The organism is Roseovarius sp., assembly GCF_027019125.1.
GTDB lineage: Bacteria > Pseudomonadota > Alphaproteobacteria > Rhodobacterales > Rhodobacteraceae > Roseovarius.
The window spans coordinates 1-20,600 of sequence record NZ_JALUXE010000030.1 but is presented as its reverse complement, the minus strand read 5'-3'; the positions used below and the strand labels follow the sequence as shown (position 1 = coordinate 20,600).

Below are 20,600 nucleotides of genomic sequence, written 5' to 3'. Positions count from 1 at the left end.
CCCCCTCACCCCTTCGCCGCGAACACCTCTGTTATCCGCGCGAGTTCCGCCTCGAGCCCATAGGGCGGGTTGACCACGAACAGGCCCGAGCCCAGCATCCGGTGCCCGGCGCGCACCGGGGGAAAGCGCACCTCGTGGCGCAGCCCCTCGGGAAAGGCCGCGCCAAGCTGGGTCAGCATCCCGTCATGCGCGCCGCTGGTCAGGATCGGATACCAGAGCATGAGGATGCCTACGTTCCATTTGCGGGCGATCTGGGCGAAGTGTCTTGGGATGCTGTCATACTCGGTCTTGACCTCATAGCTGGGGTCCGCGAGCAAGAGGCCGCGCCGGGGCGTGGGCGGGCAGATTTCCTGCGCCATCGCGAACCCGTCCTGTTGACGGAGGATAACGCCGGGGACCGCCAGAGTGCGGCGCAGATGCGCGTGCTCTCCGGGGTGCAATTCGGCGAGGTAAAGGTGGTCCATCGCCCGCAGGCTCTGCTTGGCCACCAGCGGCGAGCCGGGATAGGCAGCGGCCCCATGCGCGGCGCGGGTCTGGCTCAGGCAGCGCCGGTAGGGGTGATCGGGGGCAAAGCGCGCCTCAAGCCGCGCCACGCCCTGCGCCGCCTCGCCGGTCTTGAGCGCGGCGGCGTCATTCAGATCATAGAGCCCGCGCCCGGCGTGGGTCTCGATATAGCTGAGGGGTTTGTCCTTTTGGCACAGATAGGCCAGCACCCAGGCCAGGGCCGCGTGCTTGTGAACATCCGCCGGATTACCCGCGTGATAATGGTGCTGATAGCTGAGCATGGCGGTTGGTAGCAGGTCGCGGGCGGGTGGAAAAGGGGGCGCCTATCCCGCCAACGGCGCAGGCGGGCGCAGCGCGCGCAGCAATTCGCCGTAGAGCGCCATACGCTCTTCTTCCGACAGGAAGGCCCCGATCTCGACCTCGCGCCCGGCCCCCTTGAGCGTGAGGTAATGCGCGACCGGCCCGCCGGTGTCATGCATGTTGACCTGCGCCCAATAGCGGTTGCAGGCCCATTCCTGCACATCGCCGCGCGGATTGGTGCGCACCAGATGCACCTCTTCGGGGGCGATGGTCAGCACCTCGCTCAGCCGCGCGCTGCGATAGCTGTGCTCCAGCGCCCACCACATCCCCGCCAGCGCCAGGAGCAGAAACGGCAACAATCCCCAGAGCACCGCCGTGCCAAGAAGCGGATAAAGCGGCACGGTGATCAGCGTGAACGTGGCCAGCACAAAGGCGGCAAAGCCCCGGCGCGGCAACGAGCGATGCGGCCAGAGCGAGAGGGTCATATCTGTGTCGGCCTCGGGGTGAGGCGTGGTCCATTGGTACGGCATGTCGGGGTTTTAATCCGCCGGTGCGAAATGAAAAGAGCGCGGAGAGCCTGTAAGCCGGATTCTGTCCACCCCGGACCGAAACCCGGGGCTGGATGACCATTCCTCTTGAGACGGTGTTGCCACCGCCCCTCTAGCTGCCAACCCGGACCGCCGGGCCAAGACATGCCTGCGGGCGGTATCCCGGGCCGAAGCCCCGGACCAGCCCCCGCGCGCGGTCCCTATTTGGCATTGCTCCCGGTGGGGCTTGCCGTGCCGGTCCGGTTGCCCGTCCCGCGGTGGGCTCTTACCCCACCGTTTCACCCTTACCCCGGATCGCTCCGAGGCGGTCTCTTCTCTGTGGCGCTTTCCCTTGGGTTGCCCCAGCCGGGCGTTACCCGGCACCGTTGTCTTGTGGAGTCCGGACTTTCCTCGTCACCCTCTCAGGTGCCGCGGCCATCCGGCCCTCCGCGCAAGGGCTGACTTAGGCGCTTGGGGCGGCGCGGTCAACGGCGAAGCGTGCGGCGAGGTCCGCCATCATCGCGCAGTCCTGCGGCGCGAGCGGCCCCGTGCCACAGGGGCGAAACCGCAGGCGAAAGGCGCGCAGGATGTCGGCGTCGCTGACACCCTCGGTTTGGGCATAGCCAAATCGCGCGGCATCGCGGGCGAATTGCGCAGGCGTGGCCCCGCCCCCTGCCCCGACCTCTGGCCAGATCGACAGCCCCTGCCGCGCCAGCCGCCGCCAGTCAAACCGCGGTCCCGGATCGCCCTTGCGCGCAGGCGCCATGTCGGAATGGGCAATGACGCGCGCAGGCGCAATATCCCAGCGCGCCATGATCCCCGCCATCAGGTCTTCCAGCGCCGCCATCTGTGGTTCGGGAAACGGCTCTGCGCCGGGATTGGCCAGTTCGATGCCGATGGAGCGCGAATTGACATCCGTCACGGCCCCCCATTGCCCGGCCCCGGCATGCCAGGCGCGGGCCGCTTCCTCGACCAGATGCCAGACGCGGCCCTTGGGGCAGATGAGGTAATGCGCCGATACCTCGGCAGCGGGATCACACAACCGCTCAAGCGCGGCCTCGGGCGTCGCCATCGCGGTATAATGCAACACGATCATGTCCGGCCGCACGTCGCCCCGGCGCGGGCCGAAATTGGGCGACGGGTGCCGGATCACCGCAGGTTCAGCCGCGCACCGCGTTGCGGAACGGGCGCGGGTCCCAGTTGCAGGCATAGCCATCGCCATCGGGGTCGAGCCCCTGACGATCCCGCTCGGGGCCGCCACGGCGGAGGAAATCAAGCTGCGCCTGATCGGCAGAGGGGTATTGCGCGCAATTGCGCTCGAACTTCGAGGCGGCATTGATGCCAAGGCGGCGATAGACCGGCGTGCCCACGGCATGTTTCGTGCTCAGCGCGTAGTCCACGATATTGGGGCCCACGTCGCTCGGACGGCTGCCGATCGCCTGTGGTTGCACCACTTGGTATTGCGCGCGGTTGTTGGCGATGCGCGCCGCATCCTCGGCGATCGAGCGTTCGGCCCCCACGGCGTCAAAGTTGTTCTCTTGCGAGATCCCGGCGGCATTCTCGACCGCGGGGGGCGGGTTCGAGGGGCTGGCATTCAGCGGCGGCACGCCGGAATTGGCCTCTGCCGCCTCAAGGGCGGCGCGCGCCTCGGCGGCGATGGTGGCGGCGTCGTCGGACTGCGCCGCGGTCTGGCCCGTAGCGCTCAGCGTCTCGGTCGAGACGGCATCGGGCGGCGGCAGAGCACCGCGTGCCAGCGCCGCATCGCGCGCGGCCTTGTCGCGCTGATAGCTGTCATAATCCTGAAAGCCGACCCCGGCGCCACTATCGGGCACGGCGGGCGCACAGGCCACCAGAGCCATCAGGGCAACCAAACCAACAGTGAACCGCATGTCTTTCATCCTGCCAAAAGCCGTTTCGACCCGCGCCTTACCACCATTTCGCGGGCTTGGCCACAAAACCCGCAGCCTGTTCCAGCGCATAGGCGGTGTTAAGCAGATCGCCCTCTTCCCAAGGCCGCCCAATGAGTTGCAACCCGAGCGGCAGCCCCTTGCCATCCAGCCCGGTCGGCACGGCAATGCCCGGCAGACCGGCAAGGTTGACGGTCACGGTAAAGACGTCGTTGAGATACATCTGCACCGGATCGGCATCCGTCATCTCGCCCAGACCAAAGGCGGCGCTTGGCGTGGCGGGGGTGAGGATCGCATCGACGCCCGCGGCAAAGGCCTCGTCAAAGTCGCGCTTGATCAGCGCGCGCACCCGGCGGGCGCGGTTGTAATAGGCGTCGTAGAACCCGGCAGAGAGCACATAGGTCCCCACCATCACGCGGCGCTGCACCTCGGACCCAAAGCCTTCGGCGCGGGTCTTTTCGTACATTTCCGTGATGCCATCGCCCTGCGACAGCTTGGCCCGGTGGCCATAGCGCACCCCGTCATAGCGCGCGAGGTTGGATGAGGCCTCGGCGGGGGCGATGACGTAATAGGCGGGCAGCGCGTATTTCGTATGCGGCAGGCTGATGTCGCGGATCTCGGCCCCGGCCGCGCGCAGCATATCCGCACCATCGGACCACAGCTTTTCGATCTCGGCGGGCATACCCTCCATCCGGTATTCGCGCGGGATACCGATGACCTTGCCGCGAATATCGCCGGTCAGCAGCGCCTCGAAATCCGGCACGGGAATATCGGCCGAGGTGCTGTCCTTGGGATCATGCCCGCACATCGCCCCCAGCATGATGGCAGAATCGCGCACCGTCTTGGTCATCGGCCCGGCCTGATCGAGGCTCGAGGCAAAGGCCACGATCCCCCAGCGCGAGCAGCGCCCATAGGTGGGCTTGATGCCGGTGATGCCGGTAAAGGCCGCAGGCTGGCGGATCGAGCCGCCGGTATCGGTGCCGGTCGCACCAAGGCAGAGATCGGCGGCCACGGCGCTGGCCGACCCGCCGGACGAGCCACCGGGCGTCAGCGCCGCCTCATCATTGCCGCGCCGCCACGGGTTGACGGCATTGCCATAGCACGAGGTCTCGTTCGAGGACCCCATGGCAAACTCGTCCATGTTGAGCTTGCCCAGCATGACCGCGCCCGCGTCAAAGAGGTTCTGCGTCACGGTCGATTCGTATTCCGGGCGGAACCCCTGCAAAATCCGGCTTGCGGCCTGAGAGGGCACGCCCTTGGTGCAAAAGAGGTCCTTGATCCCCAGCGGGATGCCGCACATCGCGGGCGCATCGCCCTTGGCAATCCGCGCATCCGCCGCAGCGGCCTGCGCGCGGGCAATCTCGGGCGTGTGATGCACGAAGGCGTTCAGCGCCCCGGCCCCCTCGACCGCCGCAAGACAGGCCTCGGTCAGCTCGACGCTGGTCACGTCGCCCTTGCGCAGCGCATCGCGCGCCTCGGCAATCGTCAGTTTGTTGAGATCGGTCATCATTCCACCACTTTCGGCACGGCAAAGAATCCTTCGCGCGCATCGGGCGCGTTGGACAGCACCGCCGCCTGCTGATTGCCATCGCTCACCACATCCTCGCGCCGCTTGAGGCGCATGGGCGTGACGCTTGTCATCGGCTCGACCCCCTCGACATCGACCTCGTTCAACTGCTCGATGAACCCGAGAATGGTGTTGAATTCATTGGCCAGCGCCGGCAGCGCGTCTTGCGGCACGGCGATCCGTGCCAGCTTGGCCACCTTGGCGGCGGTTTCGAGATCAATCGACATGAGCCTCTCCCACGATCCGTTTGGCTTGCGTTTACCGCCGGGACCGCGCGGGCGCAAGCGGATCGGGCCGGCACATCGCCCCCTTTCCTTGCCCGACATGCTTGCTAAGGTATGGGTCAACATGAAACCCTAGCGGAGACACCAATGCACATCACATGGCTCGGCCACAGCTCTTTCCGGATCGAAATCGGTGGACAGGTTCTGCTTCTAGATCCTTGGCTGGGCGGCAACCCGATGCTGCCCGAGGATCAACACGGCCCCGCCACCGAGGGCGCCACCCATATCCTGCTGACCCACGCGCATTTCGACCATGTCGCCGATGTGCTGCCCCTGGCCAAACGCCTCGGCGTGCCGGTCGTGGGGCAATATGACCTCATGTCCCATTGGGAGGCCAAGGAGAATATCCAGACCGTCGGCTTCAACAAGGGCGGCACGGTCGATCTGGGCGGGGTGCAGGTGACGATGGTCCATGCCACCCACTCCACCTCGATCGCGACCGACGCCGGACCGCAGGTCACCGGCAGCGAATGTGGCTACATGATCGCCGGTGAAGGGCATGTGATCTATGTCTCGGGCGATACCGATGTGATGGCCGATATGGGCGTCTTCAACGCGCTCCATGCGCCCGACATCGGGATTCTCTGCGCGGGCGGGCATTTCACCATGGACATGCGCCGCGCCGCCTATGCGGCCAAGACCTTCTTTGACTTCAAGACGGTGATCCCCTGCCACTACCGGACCTTCCCGATACTGGAGCAATCCGCCGAGGCGCTGGCGGCGGCCCTGCCGGGGGTCGATGTGATCGAGCCGCAGGTGATGCAGCCGATCACTCTCTGAGCACGCCGCGCCTTTCACTGTTCCAGAAATACTCAAACACGCCCCGGGCTCGCCCCGGGGCGGCACATATCGCTCCTCTCGCTCAGCGCTTGGCGCGGCGCCAGCCTGCGGCGCGGGCCTCGGCCTCGGAACAGAACCAGCGTTCGCCCTTGGCCTCGTTGATCCGCGTCGCGTCATAATCCGCCTGCCCCGGCATGTGATAGATCCGATTGCCGGATCCGCTGCGGTTGCCCTTGATCACACAGCCCCCTTGCGGCGCGGGCGCGTTTGCCGGGGCCTCTGCCGCGCGGTTTTCGCGCACCATGCGGCGGTGATCCTCGGGGCGCGCCATCAACACCTCGTGCAGGCCGCGCCCCGCCACAACGGCGGCTTTTTCATCCAGATCATAGGCCATCGAATATTTGCGATAGGCCAGCGCCAGACCATCCGCCACCAGCATCCGGCCCACATCCTGCCCCACCACCGTGCAGCGCGCGACGGTGCGGTCATAGCGGTCCTTCTCCACCGCCTCGCAACGCGCCTCGCGGCCCTCGATCCGGGCGCGCACCTCTTCGGCCACCCATGTGCCGCAATCCCAGGTCTCGCCATCGGGGTTGGTGCAGATCTGCCCCAGCTCCGGCGCGTCGATCCCATGCAGCCGCACGCGGGTCTCGCCCACGTCGAGCGTATCGCCGTCGATCACCCGAACCGGGCCGCCAAACCCCTCTGCCCCCGCCGAAAGCGGGACCAGACCAAGAACGATGAGTAAACAAATCCTTAACATACCCCCTTATGCCGGAGGCCGCTGCCCGCCCGCAAGACAGAAGGTGAACAAAAGGTTAACGCCTCAGCGCTGGCTTTGCGCCCAGTCGACATGCATCCACGGCTCTGCATTCTCGGGCGGCAGCGGGCTGCGGCCCAGCACGGCATCGGCGATCTTTTCGCCCACCATGATCGAGGGCGCGTTGAGATTGCCATTGGTGATGCGCGGAAACAGGCTCGAATCCGCCACGCGCAGCCCCTCGACCCCGATCACCCGGCCCTCTGGATCGACCACCGCCATCGGATCGCTCGCACGCCCCATCTTGCAGGTGCCGCAGGGGTGATAGGCGCTCTCGGCGTGTTCGCGGATGAAATCGTCAAGCTCATCGTCGCTCTGCACCGCCGCACCGGGCTGGATCTCGTGCCGGACATAGGGCGCAAAGGCGTCTTGCGCAAAGATCTCGCGCGTGAGGCGGATACATTTGCGGAAATCCTCCCAATCCTGCGCCTCGCTCATGTAGTTGAAGCGGATCACGGGATCGTCGGCGGGATTGGCGCTGCGCAGGGTCACGGCGCCGCGCGAGGGGCTGCGCATCGGCCCGACATGCGCCTGAAAGCCATGCCCCTCCGCCGCCGCCTTGCCATCGTAGCGCACGGCGATGGGCAGGAAATGGAACTGGATGTCGGGATAGTCCACGCCCGCGGCCGAGCGGATGAAGCCGCAGCTTTCAAACTGGTTACTGGCCCCCGGCCCGGTCTTGTTCAAGAGCCAGCGCGCGCCCACCCAGGCCTTGCCCATGAGGTTCCAGTATTTGTAGAGGCTCACGGGCTGGCTTGCGGCCATCTGGATATACAGTTCCAGATGGTCCTGCAGGTTCTGGCCCACGCCCGCCCGGTCCGCGACCACCGGGATGCCATGCGCCGCCAGATGCGCGGCCGGGCCAATGCCCGAGAGCATCAGGATCTTGGGCGAGTTGATCGACGAGGCGGCAAGGATCACCTCGGCGCGCGCGCGCACCACTTCCTTGCGGCCCTTGAGGATCACCTCGACGCCCACGGCGCGGCCCTCTTCCATCACCACGCGGGTGACAAAACCCCGGATAATATCGCAATTCTCGCGTTTGAGCGCAGGCCGCAGATAGGCATTGGCCGCCGACCAGCGCTGCCCCTTCCAGACGGTCATCTCGAAGGGGCCAAACCCCTCTTGCTGATGGCCGTTGTAATCATGGGTCTCGGGATAGCCCGCCTGTTTGCCCGCCTCGACAAAGGCGCGCACCAGCGGGTTGTCGCGCCGCCCCCGGCTGACGTGCAGCGGGCCATCCGTGCCGCGCCAGCCCGCATCGCCGCCGTGGCCGCCGTCGTGCCAGTTCTCCATCCGCTTGAAATAGGGCAGCACATCGGCATAGCCCCAGCCATCGCAGCCCTGATCGCGCCAATGGTCATAGTCGCGCGCATGCCCGCGCACATAGACCATGCCATTGATCGAGCTTGACCCGCCAATCACCTTGCCGCGCGGACAGGCAAGGCGGCGGCCTCCCAAATGCGGTTCCGGCTCGCTCTGATAGCCCCAGTCATAGCGCTTCATGTTCATCGGATAGCTCAGCGCGCCGGGCATCTGGATAAAGGGGCCGGCATCGGTGCCGCCATGCTCGATCACCAGCACGGATTTGCCTGCTTCGGCCAGACGGTAAGCCATGGCACAGCCCGCGCTCCCTGCGCCCACGATGATGTAATCGGCTTGCATCAGTTTCTCTTTCCTTCAGGGCAATTCCCGCCGCGAGGGGCGGAAAACGCGTATTCACAGAACGTTGAAAGCATCACTCGCCCCGCGGGAAGCGCTTGCTTTCCTCCAGCACGTTGAGGTCCATGTGGTTGCGCATGTAGCGCTCGGACGCCCTTTGCAGCGGCTGGTAATCCCAGGGGTAATAGCCGCCCTTGCGCAGCGCCTCGTAAACCACCCAGCGGCGCGCCTGGCTCTCGCGCACGGCGGCGTCAAAGGCCGCCAGATCCCAGCGCGCCTCGGCCTTGGCCTGCAACTGCGCCAGGGTGCCGGCATGGGCGGGGTCGTCCGCCAGATTGGTCAGCTCATGCGGATCGGCCTCAAGATCGAAGAGCTGATCAGGGTCGAGCGCGCAGCGGTTGAACTTCCACTTGCCATAGCGCAGCGACACCAGCGGCGCTTGGGACGCTTCGGCGGCATATTCCATCGCGACGGGCGCGTCGCGGGTGCCGCCCTGCCCTAGGTAGACCAGCGATTGCCCCTCGACCCAGGGCATCACCTCGGACATATCCGCCCCGGCCAATTCGCAGAGCGTCGGGCAGACGTCGATATTGCTGACCGGATCGGTGATCAGCCCCGGTGCCATGCCGGGGGCCGAAATCATCAGCGGCACGCGGGCTGACCCCTCGTAGAAACACATCTTGAACCACAGCCCGCGCTCGCCCAGCATGTCGCCATGGTCCGAGACAAAGAGGATGATCGCCTCTTGCCTTGTGCTCTCCAGCGCCTCCAGAATCTCGCCGATCTTGTCGTCGAGATACGAGATATTGGCGAAATAGGCGCGGCGCGAGCGGCGGATGTCCTCCTGCGAGATGTCGAAATTGCGCCAGTCATTCGCGTCGAAAATCCGCCGCGCGTGGGCATCATGCGCCTCATAGGCCATGGCGGGCACCTCTGGCAGCAGGTGATCGCAGTCCTCGTAGAGATCCCAGTATTTCTTGCGCGCCACATAGGGATCGTGCGGATGGGTGAAACTGACCGTCAGGCACCAGGGCCGCGCATCGAGCCCCCGCGCCAGATCGTAGACCTTGGCGCGCGCGTTGTGCGCCACCTCGTCGTCATATTCCATCTGGTTCGAGATTTCCGCGACCCCCGCGCCCGTCACCGAACCCATGTTGTGATACCACCAGTCGATCCGCTCGCCCGGCTTGCGATAGTCGGGCGTCCAGCCGAAATCGGCGGGGTAGATATCCGTGGTCAGCCGCTCCTCGAACCCGTGCAACTGGTCGGGGCCCACGAAATGCATCTTGCCGCTGAGGCAGGTCTGATAGCCCGCGCGCCGCAGGTGATGCGCATAGGTGGGAATATCGGCGGCGAATTCGGCGGCATTGTCATAGACGCGGCTGCGCGACGGCAAGAGCCCCGACATGAAGCTCGCGCGTCCCGGCGCACAGAGCGGCGAGGCGGTATAGGCATTGGCAAACCGCGTGGAGCGCGCCGCGAGCGCCTTGAGATTGGGCGCGTGCAGCCACGGCGCGGGACCATCGGGAAAGAGGGTGCCGTTGAGCTGATCGACCATGAAAATCAGGATATTGGGCGCGGTCATGCGGTGTCCTTCTGGGGCAGGCTGGTGTCGAGGTAATGCAGCAGCACATCAATCGCGAGGCCGGGCTGCATCGGCCCTTCGCGCAGCGCCTGACGGATATAAAGCCCGTCGATCATCGCCGCGAGACCGCGCGTCAGCGTGCGCGCCTCGGCGGGGGCCAGCACGCGAAAGGCGTGATGCAGGTTCGAGCGCAGCCGCCGCTGATAGATATGCAGCAGACGCCGCGCCTCGTCCGAGCGCTGCGCCTGAACGTAGAAATTCAACCAGGCCGAAACCATTTCGCCGCGAAATTGCGCCGGCGTGAAACTGGCGCGGATGATCGCCTCGATCCGGTCGCGCGGGGTCTTGGCCATGATCAGCGCACCGCGCACCTCGGCCCCGTAAAGCGAGAGGATATGGCGCATCGCGGCGGCGAACATCGCCTCCTTGGACCCGAAATAATGATGGGCCAGCGCGCTCGACATGCCCGCGCGCCGGGCAATCTGCGCCACGGTCACATCCAGGCTGCCATGCGCGCCGATCTCGGAAATCGTGGCCTCCACCAGCGCGGTGCGGCGGATCGGTTCCATCCCGATTTTCGGCATCACACCCTCCAAAGACCTGTTGCCAGACTGGCCTAATCGTGTTTAATTGACTCGTCAATCAATAAAAACCAAGAGGGACCACATCACAACACCGCCCCCCAGCCAGAATGGCGTTGTATTTCATCACGGCGTCATATTAGCCTTGGCAGGTATAAACCGACCGCCACGCGGCAGGGGGCCGCGCGATCCCCAGAGGACATAAGGCCGGTTCGGAAAGCAAACCAAAGGGAGAAGACCACCATGACCATTCTGAATTCCGGCCGCATCAACCGACGCGGTTTCATGGCCACCACCGCCGGGGCGGCTCTTGTCGCGGGCCTGCCGCTGCGGGCCAAGGCGGCGCCTTCGCGCGGCGGGCATCTGCGCGCGGCCATCGGCCACGGCCAGACCACCGACGTGCTTGATCCGGGCACCTATTCCAACAGCTTCACAACCTCGCTCGCCTTTGCCATCCACGGCCGGCTGACCGAAGTGGCCGCCGATGGCTCGCTTATCCCCGAAGTCGCCGAAAGCTGGGAAGCTTCGGCCGATGCCTCGGTCTGGCGGTTCAAGCTGCGCTCGGGCGTAACCTTCCATTCCGGCAAGGCCGTCACCGCGGCCGATGTCGTCAATTCGATCAACTTCCACCGGGGCGAGAATTCGACCTCTGCCGCCGGGCCGCTGGTGGCCAACGTGACCGACATCACCACCGAAGGCGATGACATCGTCGTCTTTACCCTGGATGGCGGCAATGCCGACTTCCCCTTCTTCCTCAGCGATTATCACCTCGTGATCTGCAAGGCCGAAGGCGACGGCATCGACTGGAAATCGGGCGATGGCTGCGGCAGCTATGTGCTCAAGGATTTCAAGCCCGGCGTGTCCTTTGCGGTCGAGCGCAACCCGAACCACTGGCGCAGCGATGTGGCCTGGTTCGACAGCGCCGAAATCCTCGCCATCGTCGATCAGAACGCCCGCACCACGGCGCTTGTCTCGGGCGATGTGGATGTGGTCGACCGGCTCGACCTCAAGACCGTGGGCCTCTTGGCACGCAACCCCAATATCCAGATCAATTCGGTCGCGGGCACGCAGCATTTCACCTTCGCCATGGACACCCGGGCAGAGCCCTACAACAACCCCGATGTGCGCCTTGCCCTGAAATACGGCATCAACCGTCAGGAACTGGTGGACAAGATCCTGTTCGGCTATGGCTCGGTCGGCAATGACCATCCCATCGGCCAGGGCCAGCGCTATTTCAACACCGAACTCGCGCAGAAAACCTATGATCCCGACAAGGCCAAGTTCCACCTCAAGCAGGCCGGCCTCGACAGTCTCGATGTCAAGCTTTCGGCAGCGGACGCGGCCTTTGGCGGCGCGGTCGATGCGGCCGTGCTCTACCAGAGCTCCGCTGCGGGCGCGGGCATCAACCTCACGCCGGTGCGCGAAGCGAATGACGGCTACTGGTCGGACGTGTGGATGAAGAAACCCTTCTGCGCCGTCTACTGGTCGGGTCGCCCGGTCGAGGATCAGATGTTCGCCACCGCCTATAAATGCGGCGCGGCATGGAACGACAGCTTCTGGTGCAACGACCGCTTTGACGAGCTGATGCTCAAGGCGCGCTCGGAACTCGACGAGGCCAAGCGCCGCGAGATGTATTTCGAGATGCAGCAGATCTGCAGCGACGACGGCGGCGTGATCGTGCCGATGTTCGCCAACTACGTCTTTGGCAACTCGAACAAGATTGCACATTCCGACACCCTCGGGGCCAATTGGGATGTGGACGGCATGCGCTTCATCGAGCGCTGGTGGATGGCCTGATCCAGCCCACCTGACCTGACTGCAAGGCCCGGGGGGGATTCCCTCGGGCCTTTGCCAAACCGGGCGCAGCCCCGGAATAATCAACCGTGGGAGACATCACATGACCTTCAAGAAAACCCTGACCGCCATTGCCCTCGCCACTGCGGCCGCCGGGCCTGCGCTTGCCAATTGCGACAGTGTGACCTTTGCCGATGTTGGCTGGACCGACATCACCGCCACCACCGCCGCCACCTCTTTCGTGCTCGAGGCGCTTGGCTATGAGACCGAGGCCAAGGTGCTCTCGGTGCCTGTGACCTATACCTCGCTTGCCGCGGGCGACATCGACGTGTTCCTGGGCAACTGGATGCCGACCATGGAGGCCGATATCGCCCCCTACCGCGAAGCAGGCACCGTCGACACCGTGCGCGCCAACCTCGTGGGCGCGAAATACACGCTGGCCACCAATGCCGCCGGCGCCGCGCTTGGCATCACCTCCTTCGAGACGATCGCGCAGCATGCAGAAGCGCTCGACTCGACCATCTACGGCATCGAGCCGGGCAATGACGGCAACCGCCTGATCCTCGACATGATCGAGGCCGATGCCTTTGGTCTCAAGGGATTCGAGGTCAAGGAAAGCTCGGAACAGGGCATGCTGGCCCAGGTCAGCCGCGCCGACCGCCGCGAGGAACCCATCGTGTTCCTCGGCTGGGAACCGCACCCGATGAACGCCAACCACGAGATGACCTATCTGACCGGCGGGGATGACTGGTTCGGTCCCGATCTGGGCGGCGCCACGATCTATACCAACACCCGCGCAGGCTATGTCGCGGAATGCCCCAATGTGGGCAAGTTCCTCGAGAACCTCGAATTCTCGCTGGCCATGGAAAACGAGATCATGGGCGCGATCCTGAATGACGGGGCCAAGCCCGAAGATGCCGCAAGCGCCTGGCTCAAGGCCAACCCGGATGCCGTCACCCCCTGGCTTGCCGGCGTGACCACCAAGGACGGTGGCGATGCGGCAGCAGCCGTCAAATCGGCGCTCGGACTCTGAGCGGCCAAGGGCGGCGTGCCATGCGCCGCCCTATTCCTTCCAGACAGATCAGATGTGAGGCACCCGCATGGACTGGCTGAGCGATCACAAAATCCCCGTGGGCCAATGGGCCGAAGGCTTCTTCCTCTGGCTTCAGGACAATGCCGCGGGCTTTTTCGACATGCTGTCAGTGCTGATGGAGGGGCTGATCGACGCCTTTCTCTGGGTGCTGCAAACCCCGCATCCCATGGTCATCATCGGCATCTTCGTCGCGCTGACATGGGTGTTGCAGCGCAACTGGAAAACCTGCCTCTTCGTGCTTCTCGGCTTTCTCTTCATCCTCAATCAGGGCTATTGGGAGGAAACCACCGAGAGCCTGACACTGGTCGTCTCGTCCTGTGTCTTCTGCATGGCGCTTGGCGTGCCCCTGGGCATCGCCGCCGCGCATCGCCCGCGCCTCTATGACGGGATGCGCCCGGTGCTCGACCTCATGCAGACGCTGCCACCCTTCGTCTATCTCATCCCCGCGATCGTGTTTTTCGGCATCGGCATGGTGCCCGGCCTCATCGCCACGGTGATCTTTGTCGTCCCCGCGCCCATCCGCCTTACGCATCTGGGCATCTCCAACACGCCACAACCGCTGCTGGAGGCCGCGCAGGCATTTGGCGCCACCAACCGCCAGACCCTGTGGAAAGTGGAACTGCCCTACGCCCTGCCGCAGATCATGGCGGGTCTGAACCAGACCATCATGCTCTCGCTGTCGATGGTGGTCATCGGCGCGCTGGTGGGGGCCGACGGCCTTGGCGTGCCGGTGCTGCGCGCGATCAATACGGTCAACATCGCCCTTGGCTTTGAATCCGGGCTGATGATCGTCGTCGTGGCCATCGTCCTTGACCGGATGCTGCGGATGGAGGGCCGGAAATGACCGACGCAATCGTCAATTTCAACAAGGTCTCCATCGTCTTTGGCGATGCGCCGCAGACCGCCCTGCCCTTGATGGATCAAGGCAAGACCCGCGCCGAGATCCAGCAAAGCACGGGGCAGGTTCTGGGCGTGCATGACTGTGACCTGTCGGTGGCACCGGGCGAAATCCTCGTGCTGATGGGCCTGTCGGGCTCGGGCAAATCCACGCTCCTGCGCGCGGTCAATGGCCTCAACCCTGTGGTGCGCGGCACGGTCGAGATCCACGACGGCAGCGGCATGGTGGATGTCACCAACGCCAACCCCGCCACGCTGCGCCGGTTGCGCCAGCACCATATCGCCATGGTGTTCCAGCAATTCGGCCTGCTTCCCTGGCGCTCGGTGCGCGAAAACGTGGGCCTCGGCCTCGAACTGGCAGGCATCCCCAAACCCGAGCGCGCCGAGCGCGTCGACCGGCAACTGTCGCTCGTCAACCTCTCCGACTGGGCCGAGCGCCGCGTGGGCGAGCTGTCGGGCGGCATGCAACAGCGCGTGGGCCTGGCCCGCGCCTTTGCCACCGATGCGCCGATCCTTCTCATGGACGAACCCTTTTCGGCCCTCGATCCGCTGATCCGCAACCATCTTCAGGACGAACTGATCGACCTGCAAAAGACGCTGGGGCGCACCATCATCTTTGTCAGCCACGATCTGGACGAGGCGTTCAAACTGGGCGACCGCATCGCCATCATGGAGGGCGGGCGCATCGTGCAATGCGGCACCCCGCAGGACATCTTCACCAATCCCGCCACCGATTATGTGGCCGAATTCGTGGCCCATATGAACCCGCTTGGCGTGCTCTGCGCGCGCGACGTGATGGAGCCTGCGGTGGGCACGCCCGAGACCTGCGTCGGCCCCGATGCCAGCATTCAGGACGTGATGGAATGCGCCCAGGGGCATGACCGCCCGGTTGGCGTGTCCGAGAATGGCCAACTGCTGGGTCAGATCACCCGCAACCGCATTCTGGCCAAGCTGCTGGATCCGCGCGCCTGAGCGCCCTCAGACCTTGGTCGCCGACACCGTCGGTGTGATCCGCCGCTTCAGCACCGCCTCGCGCCAGCTGATAAAGCTGACCGCGCCCACGATCACCATGCCGCCCAAGACCACGAACACATCCACCCCCTCTCCAAAGACCAGCGCCCCCAAGAGCACGGCCCAGACAAGTTGCAGGAAGGTCACCGGCTGCGTGACCGCCAGGGGGGCGGCGCGAAACGCCAGCGTCATCGTGTAATGCCCCGCCGTGGCCAGACAGGCCACCCCAAAGAGGATCGCCAATTCCCAAACCGTCGGCGTGACCCAGACCGCCGCCGCCAAGGGCGCAAGCCCGATTGTCACCGTGATCGACAGCATCGCCACCACCACGCCGGGGCTGCTGCGCCCCGAGACGACCTTGGCAATCAGATAGGACGCGCCAAAGAAAATCGCGGTAAAGATCATCGCGAGATGCCCCGACCCGACCTCGCGAAATCCGGGCCGCAGAATGATCAGCGCCCCGATCAGGGCCACGCCCACCGCCAGCACCCGCCGTAGCGCGAGGCGCTCACCGAGGAAAAGACCTGCCCCCAGCGTCACATAGATCGGCGCCAGATAGTTCATCGCCGTCACATCGGCGATGGGAATCCGCGCCATGGCATAGAACCACAGCGCAACGCCCACCGTGTGCACCAGCCCACGCGCGGCGAAAAACCCCCAGGTGCCGCGATCCAGCCGCAAACGCCAAAGCGATCCCAGCATCGGAATGAGAAACACAAGGCCCATGGCATAGCGCAGGAACGCCGCCTGCGGCGCGGGCACGCGTGTGCCCAATACCTTGACCAGCGCCGTGACCCCGACAAAGAGAAGCCCCGTGACGACCATCCAGAAGATGCCCCAGCCCGGCCTTGCCGTGCTCTCTGCCTTGCTTGCCTGTTGCGCGCTCATGGCTGCATTAATTCACGCCTCTGCCCGGCTGTCGAGGCTGGCTTGGCGCTTTGCCATGCGGTTCGCGCAACGCACCCTGTCACCTGACGCATGGCTCAGCCACGCAAGAGCCCGATGGCAATCGCCCACATCACACAGCCCACCCCGGCATCGAGCACCCGCCAACTTTCCGGACGGCGAAAGAGCGGCGCGAGCAGGCGCGCGCCATAGCCCAAGGCAAAGAAGAACACAAAACTCGCCGAGACCGCCCCCAGACCAAAGGCAAGGCGATCCGCATATTGCGCCGAGACCGACCCCAGCAAGACCACCGTATCGAGATAGACATGCGGATTGAGCCATGTCAGCGCGAGACATGTCAGCACGGCGCGCCGCAGACTGCCCGCACCTTCGCCCGCCTCAAGTGCGCCCCCACCACGCCAGGCCGCAAGAAAACTGCGCGCGCCGTAAACCAGCAAGAACGCCGCCCCGCCATAGCGCATGATCCGCTCCAGCCCCGGCACCGCCTCGGACAACACACCAAAGCCGGTCACACCCGCCGCCACCAGCACCGCATCGGACAGCGCACACACCAACACCACCGCCAAGACATGCTCGCGCCGCAGCCCCTGCCGCAGCACAAAGGCATTCTGCGCCCCGATGGCCATGATCAGGCTCAACCCCAATGCAAATCCCGCCAGCCCCGCCTGCATCCGCCCGCCCTTTCCTCGTTCTTCAAATACTCGATCGCGGCCGCGCCGCCGGGGCTTGCCTATCGGCGCGCATCTCATTACTCAAATTCAATATGCTTATGTCTCATCAGATATTCTAATGCCCCTGCCGCCCGAGCATCTCGCCACCCTCTCGGCCATTCTGCAAACCGGCAGTTTCGAGGGCGCGGCACAGGCGCTTGGCCTCACGCAATCGGCCATCTCGCAGCGGCTCAAGGCGCTGGAAACCCGCGTCGGCGCGCAACTCCTGCATCGCACGACACCCTGCACCGCAACCCCCGTGGGCCAACGCCTTGCCGCCCATGCCGATCAGATTGCCCTGCTGGAAACCCGGCTTCGAGAGGATATCACAGGGCTTGCCCCTGCGCCGCAAACCCGACTGCGCCTCGCCGTCAATGCCGACAGCCTCGCCACATGGCTGCCCGCGGCCTTGGCCAGCCTGCCCGATCATCTCTTTGATCTGGTGATCGACGATCAGGATATGTCGCACGACCGGCTCTTGCGCGGCGAAGTGCTGGGCGCGCTGACCACCCGCGCCAGCCCCCTGCCCGGCTGCGATGTCATGGCACTTGGGGCGCTGCGCTATCAGGCCATCGCCAGCCCCGAATTCATGGCCCGGCATTTTGCCGACGGGGCCACGGCAGAGAGGCTCGCCACCGCCCCGATGTTGCAGTTCAATATGAACGATCAGTTACAGCACCGATGGATCACAAAGGCCACCGGCGCCACGCTCTCGCCGCCCTGTCACCGCTTGCCGTCCTCCGAGGGGTTCGTGACCGCCGCGCGGCTTGGCATGGGCTGGGGCATGGCCCCCGAGGCGCTCTTGCACGAGGATCTGGCACGCGGCACGCTCTGCCTCCTGCGCGCCGACTGCCCGCTCGACACGCCGCTCTATTGGCAATGGACCCGGCTTCTGGGCAAGGCTCTCGCCCCGCTCACCCGCGCGCTGCGCCGTGGGGCGCGGCTGGGGCTGCGCGACCTTACAAAATAGAGGCGGATTCCGTAAGGTCTGTTACTTCTGCCAAGGCCCGCTCGACCAGTTCCGGCCCGGCACCAGGCCGCGTCGCCCCCTCCGACAGATGCCGCCGCCACGCCCGCGCGCCCGGTTTTCCAGCAAAAAGACCCAACATATGCCGGGTGATCTGGTGCAATCGCCCACCGCTTGCGAGATGCGCCTCGATATAGGGGAGCATGTCCCGCACCGCCCCTTCTGCTGTGGTATCCGGCCCGGTGGCACCGTAAATCCGCCGGTCCGCCGCACAAAGAATATCCGCCGGCTGATGATAGGCCGCGCGCCCGACCATCACCCCGTCCAGACCTTGATCAAGCAGGCTAACCGCTTGATCCAACGATGTAATTCCGCCGTTGATCGAGATGTGGAGATTGGGGAACAGCATCTTCATCCGCTGCACCAGATCATAATCCAAGGGCGGAATGTCGCGGTTTTCCTTGGGGCTGAGACCGTCAAGCCAGGCCTTGCGCGCATGAATTTGAACCCGCTGCACACCCGCCGCGATGATCCGTGCCAGGAACTCCGGCAACACCTCCTCGGGGTTCTGGTCATCCACCCCGATCCGGCATTTTACCGTAACTTCAACAGGTTGCGCGGCAATCATGGCCGCGCAACACTCGGCCACAAGCGCCGGCTCGGTCATCAGGATCGCCCCGAACCGCCCCGATTGCACCCGGTCCGACGGGCAGCCGCAGTTGAGATTGATCTCGGCATAGCCCGCCTCGGCCCCCATCCGCGCCGCCAGCGCCAGCTCCGCAGGGTCCGATCCGCCAAGCTGCAAGGCAACCGGATGCTCCTCGACAGAAAAGTCCAGCAAATGCAACGCATTACCCCGCACCAAGGCCGGTGCCGTCACCATTTCAGTATAGAGCAACGCATGCCGACTAAGCCGCCGATGCAGATAGCGACAATGCCGGTCGGTCCAGTCCATCATAGGCGCAACCGATAAACGCGACGCATTGAGAACGTTATATTTTTTATCTTTATCAGCCATTTACCGCCCAGCCCTTGAGCCTGTTCTTGTCTCATTTGTTGTAAATCACGCCCATTTCGGGTAGGATTTACAACAAATGTTGTAACTTGAGCCAAATGTTGTAACCCCATGGGTACCATCATCAAGCGAAAGCGCAAAGACGGCTCTGCCGCCTGGCTTGCCCAGATCGCCGTTCGGCGGGCCGGAAAAACCGTCTGGCGCGAAAACCGAACCTTTGAGCTGCGCTCGACCGCGGCGGCCTGGATCGAGAAGCGCGAGAAGGACCTGGCCAAGCCCGGCGCCCTCGAAAACTTGCCAATCGGAGAGACCCGCCGCCGCGAAGTGACCCTCGGCGACGCAATCGACAAATATGTGGAAGACAGCGCGAAGGCAATCGGTCGGACCAAGGCGCAGGTGCTGAAAAGCATCAAGGAGTTCGACATCGCGAACAAGCTGTGCGCCCAGATCGACAGCGCCGACATCGTGGCCTTCGCCAAGGAGAAGCTGAATACCGGTGTCTCGCCGCAAACCGTGTCTAACTACCTGTCACATCTCAGCGCGGTCTTCACAGTGGCCGGCCCGGCCTGGAACTATCCGCTGGACGAGCGTGCGATGCGCAATGCGATGATCGTCGCCAAGAAGCTAGGCCTGACCCAGAAGAGCCGTCACCGCGATCGGCGGCCAACACTGGACGAGCTCGAGCAGTTGATGGCGCATTTCCTCGACCGCTCGATCCGCCGCCCCTCCTCTGTCCCCATGCATCGCGTTATCGCTTTCGCGATTTTCTCGACCCGGCGGCAGGAAGAGATCACCCGCATCAAATGGGCGGACCTCGACAAGGAGGGTAAACGCGTCCTTGTGCGCGACATGAAGAACCCCGGCGAGAAGATGGGCAACGACGTCTGGTGCGACCTGCCCGATCCGGCGCTGGAGATCATCGAGGCGATGCCAAAACACGCGAGCCAGATCTTCCCCTACTCCACCGATGCGATCAGCGCGGCCTTTACACGGGCAACGCAGTTTCTGGGGATCGAGGATCTGCGGTTCCATGACCTCAGGCACGAAGGTGTCTCGCGCCTGTTCGAGATCGGCTACAACGTTCCACACGCGGCGGCTGTTTCCGGCCACCGATCCTGGACGTCGCTCAAGCGCTACACCCACCTGCGCCAAACCGGGGACAAGTTCGAGGACTGGAGCTGGATCGCTGAAGTCACGACGCGGAATCCAAGGCAGCGCAGGAGAAGTTCAGCGCGGCGATAAGATGCCGCCAGGCTTCGGAGCAAACGGGTTCGGAAGCTTAGAGGTGACACATGACAAATGCCCACCAAGTATCTGATATAAATTAATCTTGATCGTCTTGATAGAGGCGCGTGTAACGCTCATCCGGTGCCACCCACTGTTCCAGAAACTCCAGCGGATCGAGCGTTCCCATCATGGACCGTGCCAGATCAAGCCGAGAGGACAAGGCCTGGCGCCTCTCGGGCTCGACGCCGGCAAGTCGCTCTTCCGCCTCGCGAAAAAAGCTTTCGATCGACATCGCGGCAGACCATTTCTGGATCACTTCGGAAAGTTGTTCGCGGCGGTTGTGTCTCGAATCTGGTAGAAATTCTCCGGCGGCGTTCTCCGAGCATGTGGATTTGGGCCTGATCAGGCCGCGAGGTCAAGGCTGATCGGAGCGATGGGCTGAGCCAAGGTTTCCCAACCATCC

General features: G+C 64.5%; 21 protein-coding genes and 1 other RNA gene. 7 read left to right on the top strand and 15 right to left on the bottom strand.

What is annotated here, in order from left to right; translation table 11 throughout:
* Nucleotides 1-5: 5 nt before the first annotated feature.
* The 7 genes from rlmJ to gatC all read right to left on the bottom strand — a co-directional run bounded on the left by rlmJ (nt 6) and on the right by gatC (nt 5,032).
* Entirely contained in the window at nt 6-785 is a 780-nt protein-coding gene (gene rlmJ / locus MVC20_RS12395; RefSeq protein ID WP_297541804.1) for a 23S rRNA (adenine(2030)-N(6))-methyltransferase RlmJ, read from the bottom strand.
* Nucleotides 786-827: 42 nt separating this feature from the next.
* The gene (locus MVC20_RS12390) at nt 828-1,334 is read right to left on the bottom strand and encodes a DUF2244 domain-containing protein (protein ID WP_297541802.1); all 507 of its coding nucleotides are present in this window, start codon (nt 1,332-1,334) and stop codon (nt 828-830) included.
* 34 nt (nt 1,335-1,368) lie between these two features.
* An RNA gene (gene rnpB, locus MVC20_RS12385) (RNase P RNA component class A) lies at nt 1,369-1,782 on the bottom strand.
* Nucleotides 1,783-1,794: 12 nt separating this feature from the next.
* Nucleotides 1,795-2,427, bottom strand: a complete 633-nt coding sequence (locus MVC20_RS12380; RefSeq protein WP_297542748.1) for an N-acetylmuramoyl-L-alanine amidase — start codon at nt 2,425-2,427, stop codon at nt 1,795-1,797.
* Nucleotides 2,428-2,491: 64 nt separating this feature from the next.
* On the bottom strand, nt 2,492-3,220 hold the full coding sequence (locus MVC20_RS12375; RefSeq protein WP_297541800.1) for a hypothetical protein: 729 nt from the start codon (nt 3,218-3,220) through the stop codon (nt 2,492-2,494).
* 37 nt (nt 3,221-3,257) lie between these two features.
* Nucleotides 3,258-4,745, bottom strand: a complete 1,488-nt coding sequence (gene gatA, locus MVC20_RS12370) for an Asp-tRNA(Asn)/Glu-tRNA(Gln) amidotransferase subunit GatA (RefSeq protein WP_297541798.1) — start codon at nt 4,743-4,745, stop codon at nt 3,258-3,260.
* The gene (gene gatC, locus MVC20_RS12365; protein ID WP_037268196.1) at nt 4,745-5,032 is read right to left on the bottom strand and encodes an Asp-tRNA(Asn)/Glu-tRNA(Gln) amidotransferase subunit GatC; all 288 of its coding nucleotides are present in this window, start codon (nt 5,030-5,032) and stop codon (nt 4,745-4,747) included. Before gatC ends, gatA begins: the two co-directional genes overlap by 1 nt.
* 144 nt (nt 5,033-5,176) lie before the next feature.
* Here gatC and MVC20_RS12360 point away from each other — a divergent pair, with 144 nt between their 5' ends.
* Entirely contained in the window at nt 5,177-5,869 is a 693-nt protein-coding gene (locus MVC20_RS12360; RefSeq protein WP_297541795.1) for a metal-dependent hydrolase, read from the top strand.
* An 82-nt stretch (nt 5,870-5,951) separates the two neighbouring features.
* Here the strand turns inward: MVC20_RS12360 and MVC20_RS12355 are convergent, their stop codons facing one another.
* The 4 genes from MVC20_RS12355 to betI form a co-directional block, all read right to left on the bottom strand.
* A complete protein-coding gene (locus tag MVC20_RS12355; protein ID WP_297541793.1) occupies nt 5,952-6,632 on the bottom strand; it encodes a thermonuclease family protein in 681 nt (226 codons plus the stop codon).
* A gap of 63 nt (nt 6,633-6,695) precedes the next feature.
* A complete protein-coding gene (gene betA, locus MVC20_RS12350; protein WP_297541791.1) occupies nt 6,696-8,354 on the bottom strand; it encodes a choline dehydrogenase in 1,659 nt (552 codons plus the stop codon).
* Nucleotides 8,355-8,427: 73 nt separating this feature from the next.
* A complete protein-coding gene (gene betC, locus MVC20_RS12345) occupies nt 8,428-9,936 on the bottom strand; it encodes a choline-sulfatase (RefSeq protein ID WP_297541789.1) in 1,509 nt (502 codons plus the stop codon).
* Nucleotides 9,933-10,520: a transcriptional regulator BetI gene (gene betI / locus MVC20_RS12340; protein WP_297541787.1), complete on the bottom strand. Its 588-nt coding sequence runs from the start codon at nt 10,518-10,520 to the stop codon at nt 9,933-9,935. The genes betC and betI overlap by 4 nt, the downstream gene beginning before the upstream one ends.
* A 240-nt stretch (nt 10,521-10,760) precedes the next feature.
* On the opposite strand from betI, the gene MVC20_RS12335 reads away from it, so the two are divergent.
* The 4 genes from MVC20_RS12335 (at nt 10,761) to choV (ending at nt 15,273) form a co-directional block, all read left to right on the top strand.
* The gene (locus MVC20_RS12335) at nt 10,761-12,314 is read left to right on the top strand and encodes an ABC transporter substrate-binding protein (RefSeq protein WP_297541785.1); all 1,554 of its coding nucleotides are present in this window, start codon (nt 10,761-10,763) and stop codon (nt 12,312-12,314) included.
* A 100-nt stretch (nt 12,315-12,414) separates the two neighbouring features.
* On the top strand, nt 12,415-13,344 hold the full coding sequence (choX, locus tag MVC20_RS12330; RefSeq protein ID WP_297541783.1) for a choline ABC transporter substrate-binding protein: 930 nt from the start codon (nt 12,415-12,417) through the stop codon (nt 13,342-13,344).
* A 67-nt stretch (nt 13,345-13,411) separates the two neighbouring features.
* The gene (gene choW / locus MVC20_RS12325) at nt 13,412-14,248 is read left to right on the top strand and encodes a choline ABC transporter permease subunit (protein ID WP_297541781.1); all 837 of its coding nucleotides are present in this window, start codon (nt 13,412-13,414) and stop codon (nt 14,246-14,248) included.
* Entirely contained in the window at nt 14,245-15,273 is a 1,029-nt protein-coding gene (gene choV / locus MVC20_RS12320; protein WP_297541779.1) for a choline ABC transporter ATP-binding protein, read from the top strand. The genes choW and choV overlap by 4 nt, the downstream gene beginning before the upstream one ends.
* A gap of 6 nt (nt 15,274-15,279) precedes the next feature.
* Here choV and MVC20_RS12315 read toward each other — a convergent pair whose 3' ends face one another.
* Both MVC20_RS12315 and MVC20_RS12310 read right to left on the bottom strand, forming a co-directional pair.
* Nucleotides 15,280-16,200, bottom strand: a complete 921-nt coding sequence (locus MVC20_RS12315) for a DMT family transporter (protein ID WP_297541777.1) — start codon at nt 16,198-16,200, stop codon at nt 15,280-15,282.
* 95 nt (nt 16,201-16,295) lie between these two features.
* On the bottom strand, nt 16,296-16,889 hold the full coding sequence (locus tag MVC20_RS12310) for a LysE/ArgO family amino acid transporter (protein WP_297541774.1): 594 nt from the start codon (nt 16,887-16,889) through the stop codon (nt 16,296-16,298).
* Between the two features lie 118 nt (nt 16,890-17,007).
* Between MVC20_RS12310 and MVC20_RS12305 the strand changes: the two genes are divergently transcribed.
* Complete coding sequence (locus MVC20_RS12305; RefSeq protein ID WP_297541772.1) at nt 17,008-17,898, top strand: LysR family transcriptional regulator ArgP; 891 nt, start codon at nt 17,008-17,010, stop codon at nt 17,896-17,898.
* Here MVC20_RS12305 and dusA read toward each other — a convergent pair.
* A complete protein-coding gene (dusA, locus tag MVC20_RS12300; protein ID WP_297541769.1) occupies nt 17,888-18,913 on the bottom strand; it encodes a tRNA dihydrouridine(20/20a) synthase DusA in 1,026 nt (341 codons plus the stop codon). The genes MVC20_RS12305 and dusA overlap by 11 nt on opposite strands.
* Before the next feature lie 108 nt (nt 18,914-19,021).
* On the opposite strand from dusA, the gene MVC20_RS12295 reads away from it, so the two are divergent.
* On the top strand, nt 19,022-20,152 hold the full coding sequence (locus tag MVC20_RS12295) for a site-specific integrase (protein WP_297541767.1): 1,131 nt from the start codon (nt 19,022-19,024) through the stop codon (nt 20,150-20,152).
* Nucleotides 20,153-20,234: 82 nt separating this feature from the next.
* Here MVC20_RS12295 and MVC20_RS12290 read toward each other — a convergent pair whose 3' ends face one another.
* A complete protein-coding gene (locus MVC20_RS12290) occupies nt 20,235-20,453 on the bottom strand; it encodes a hypothetical protein (protein ID WP_297541765.1) in 219 nt (72 codons plus the stop codon).
* Nucleotides 20,454-20,600: the final 147 nt, after the last annotated feature.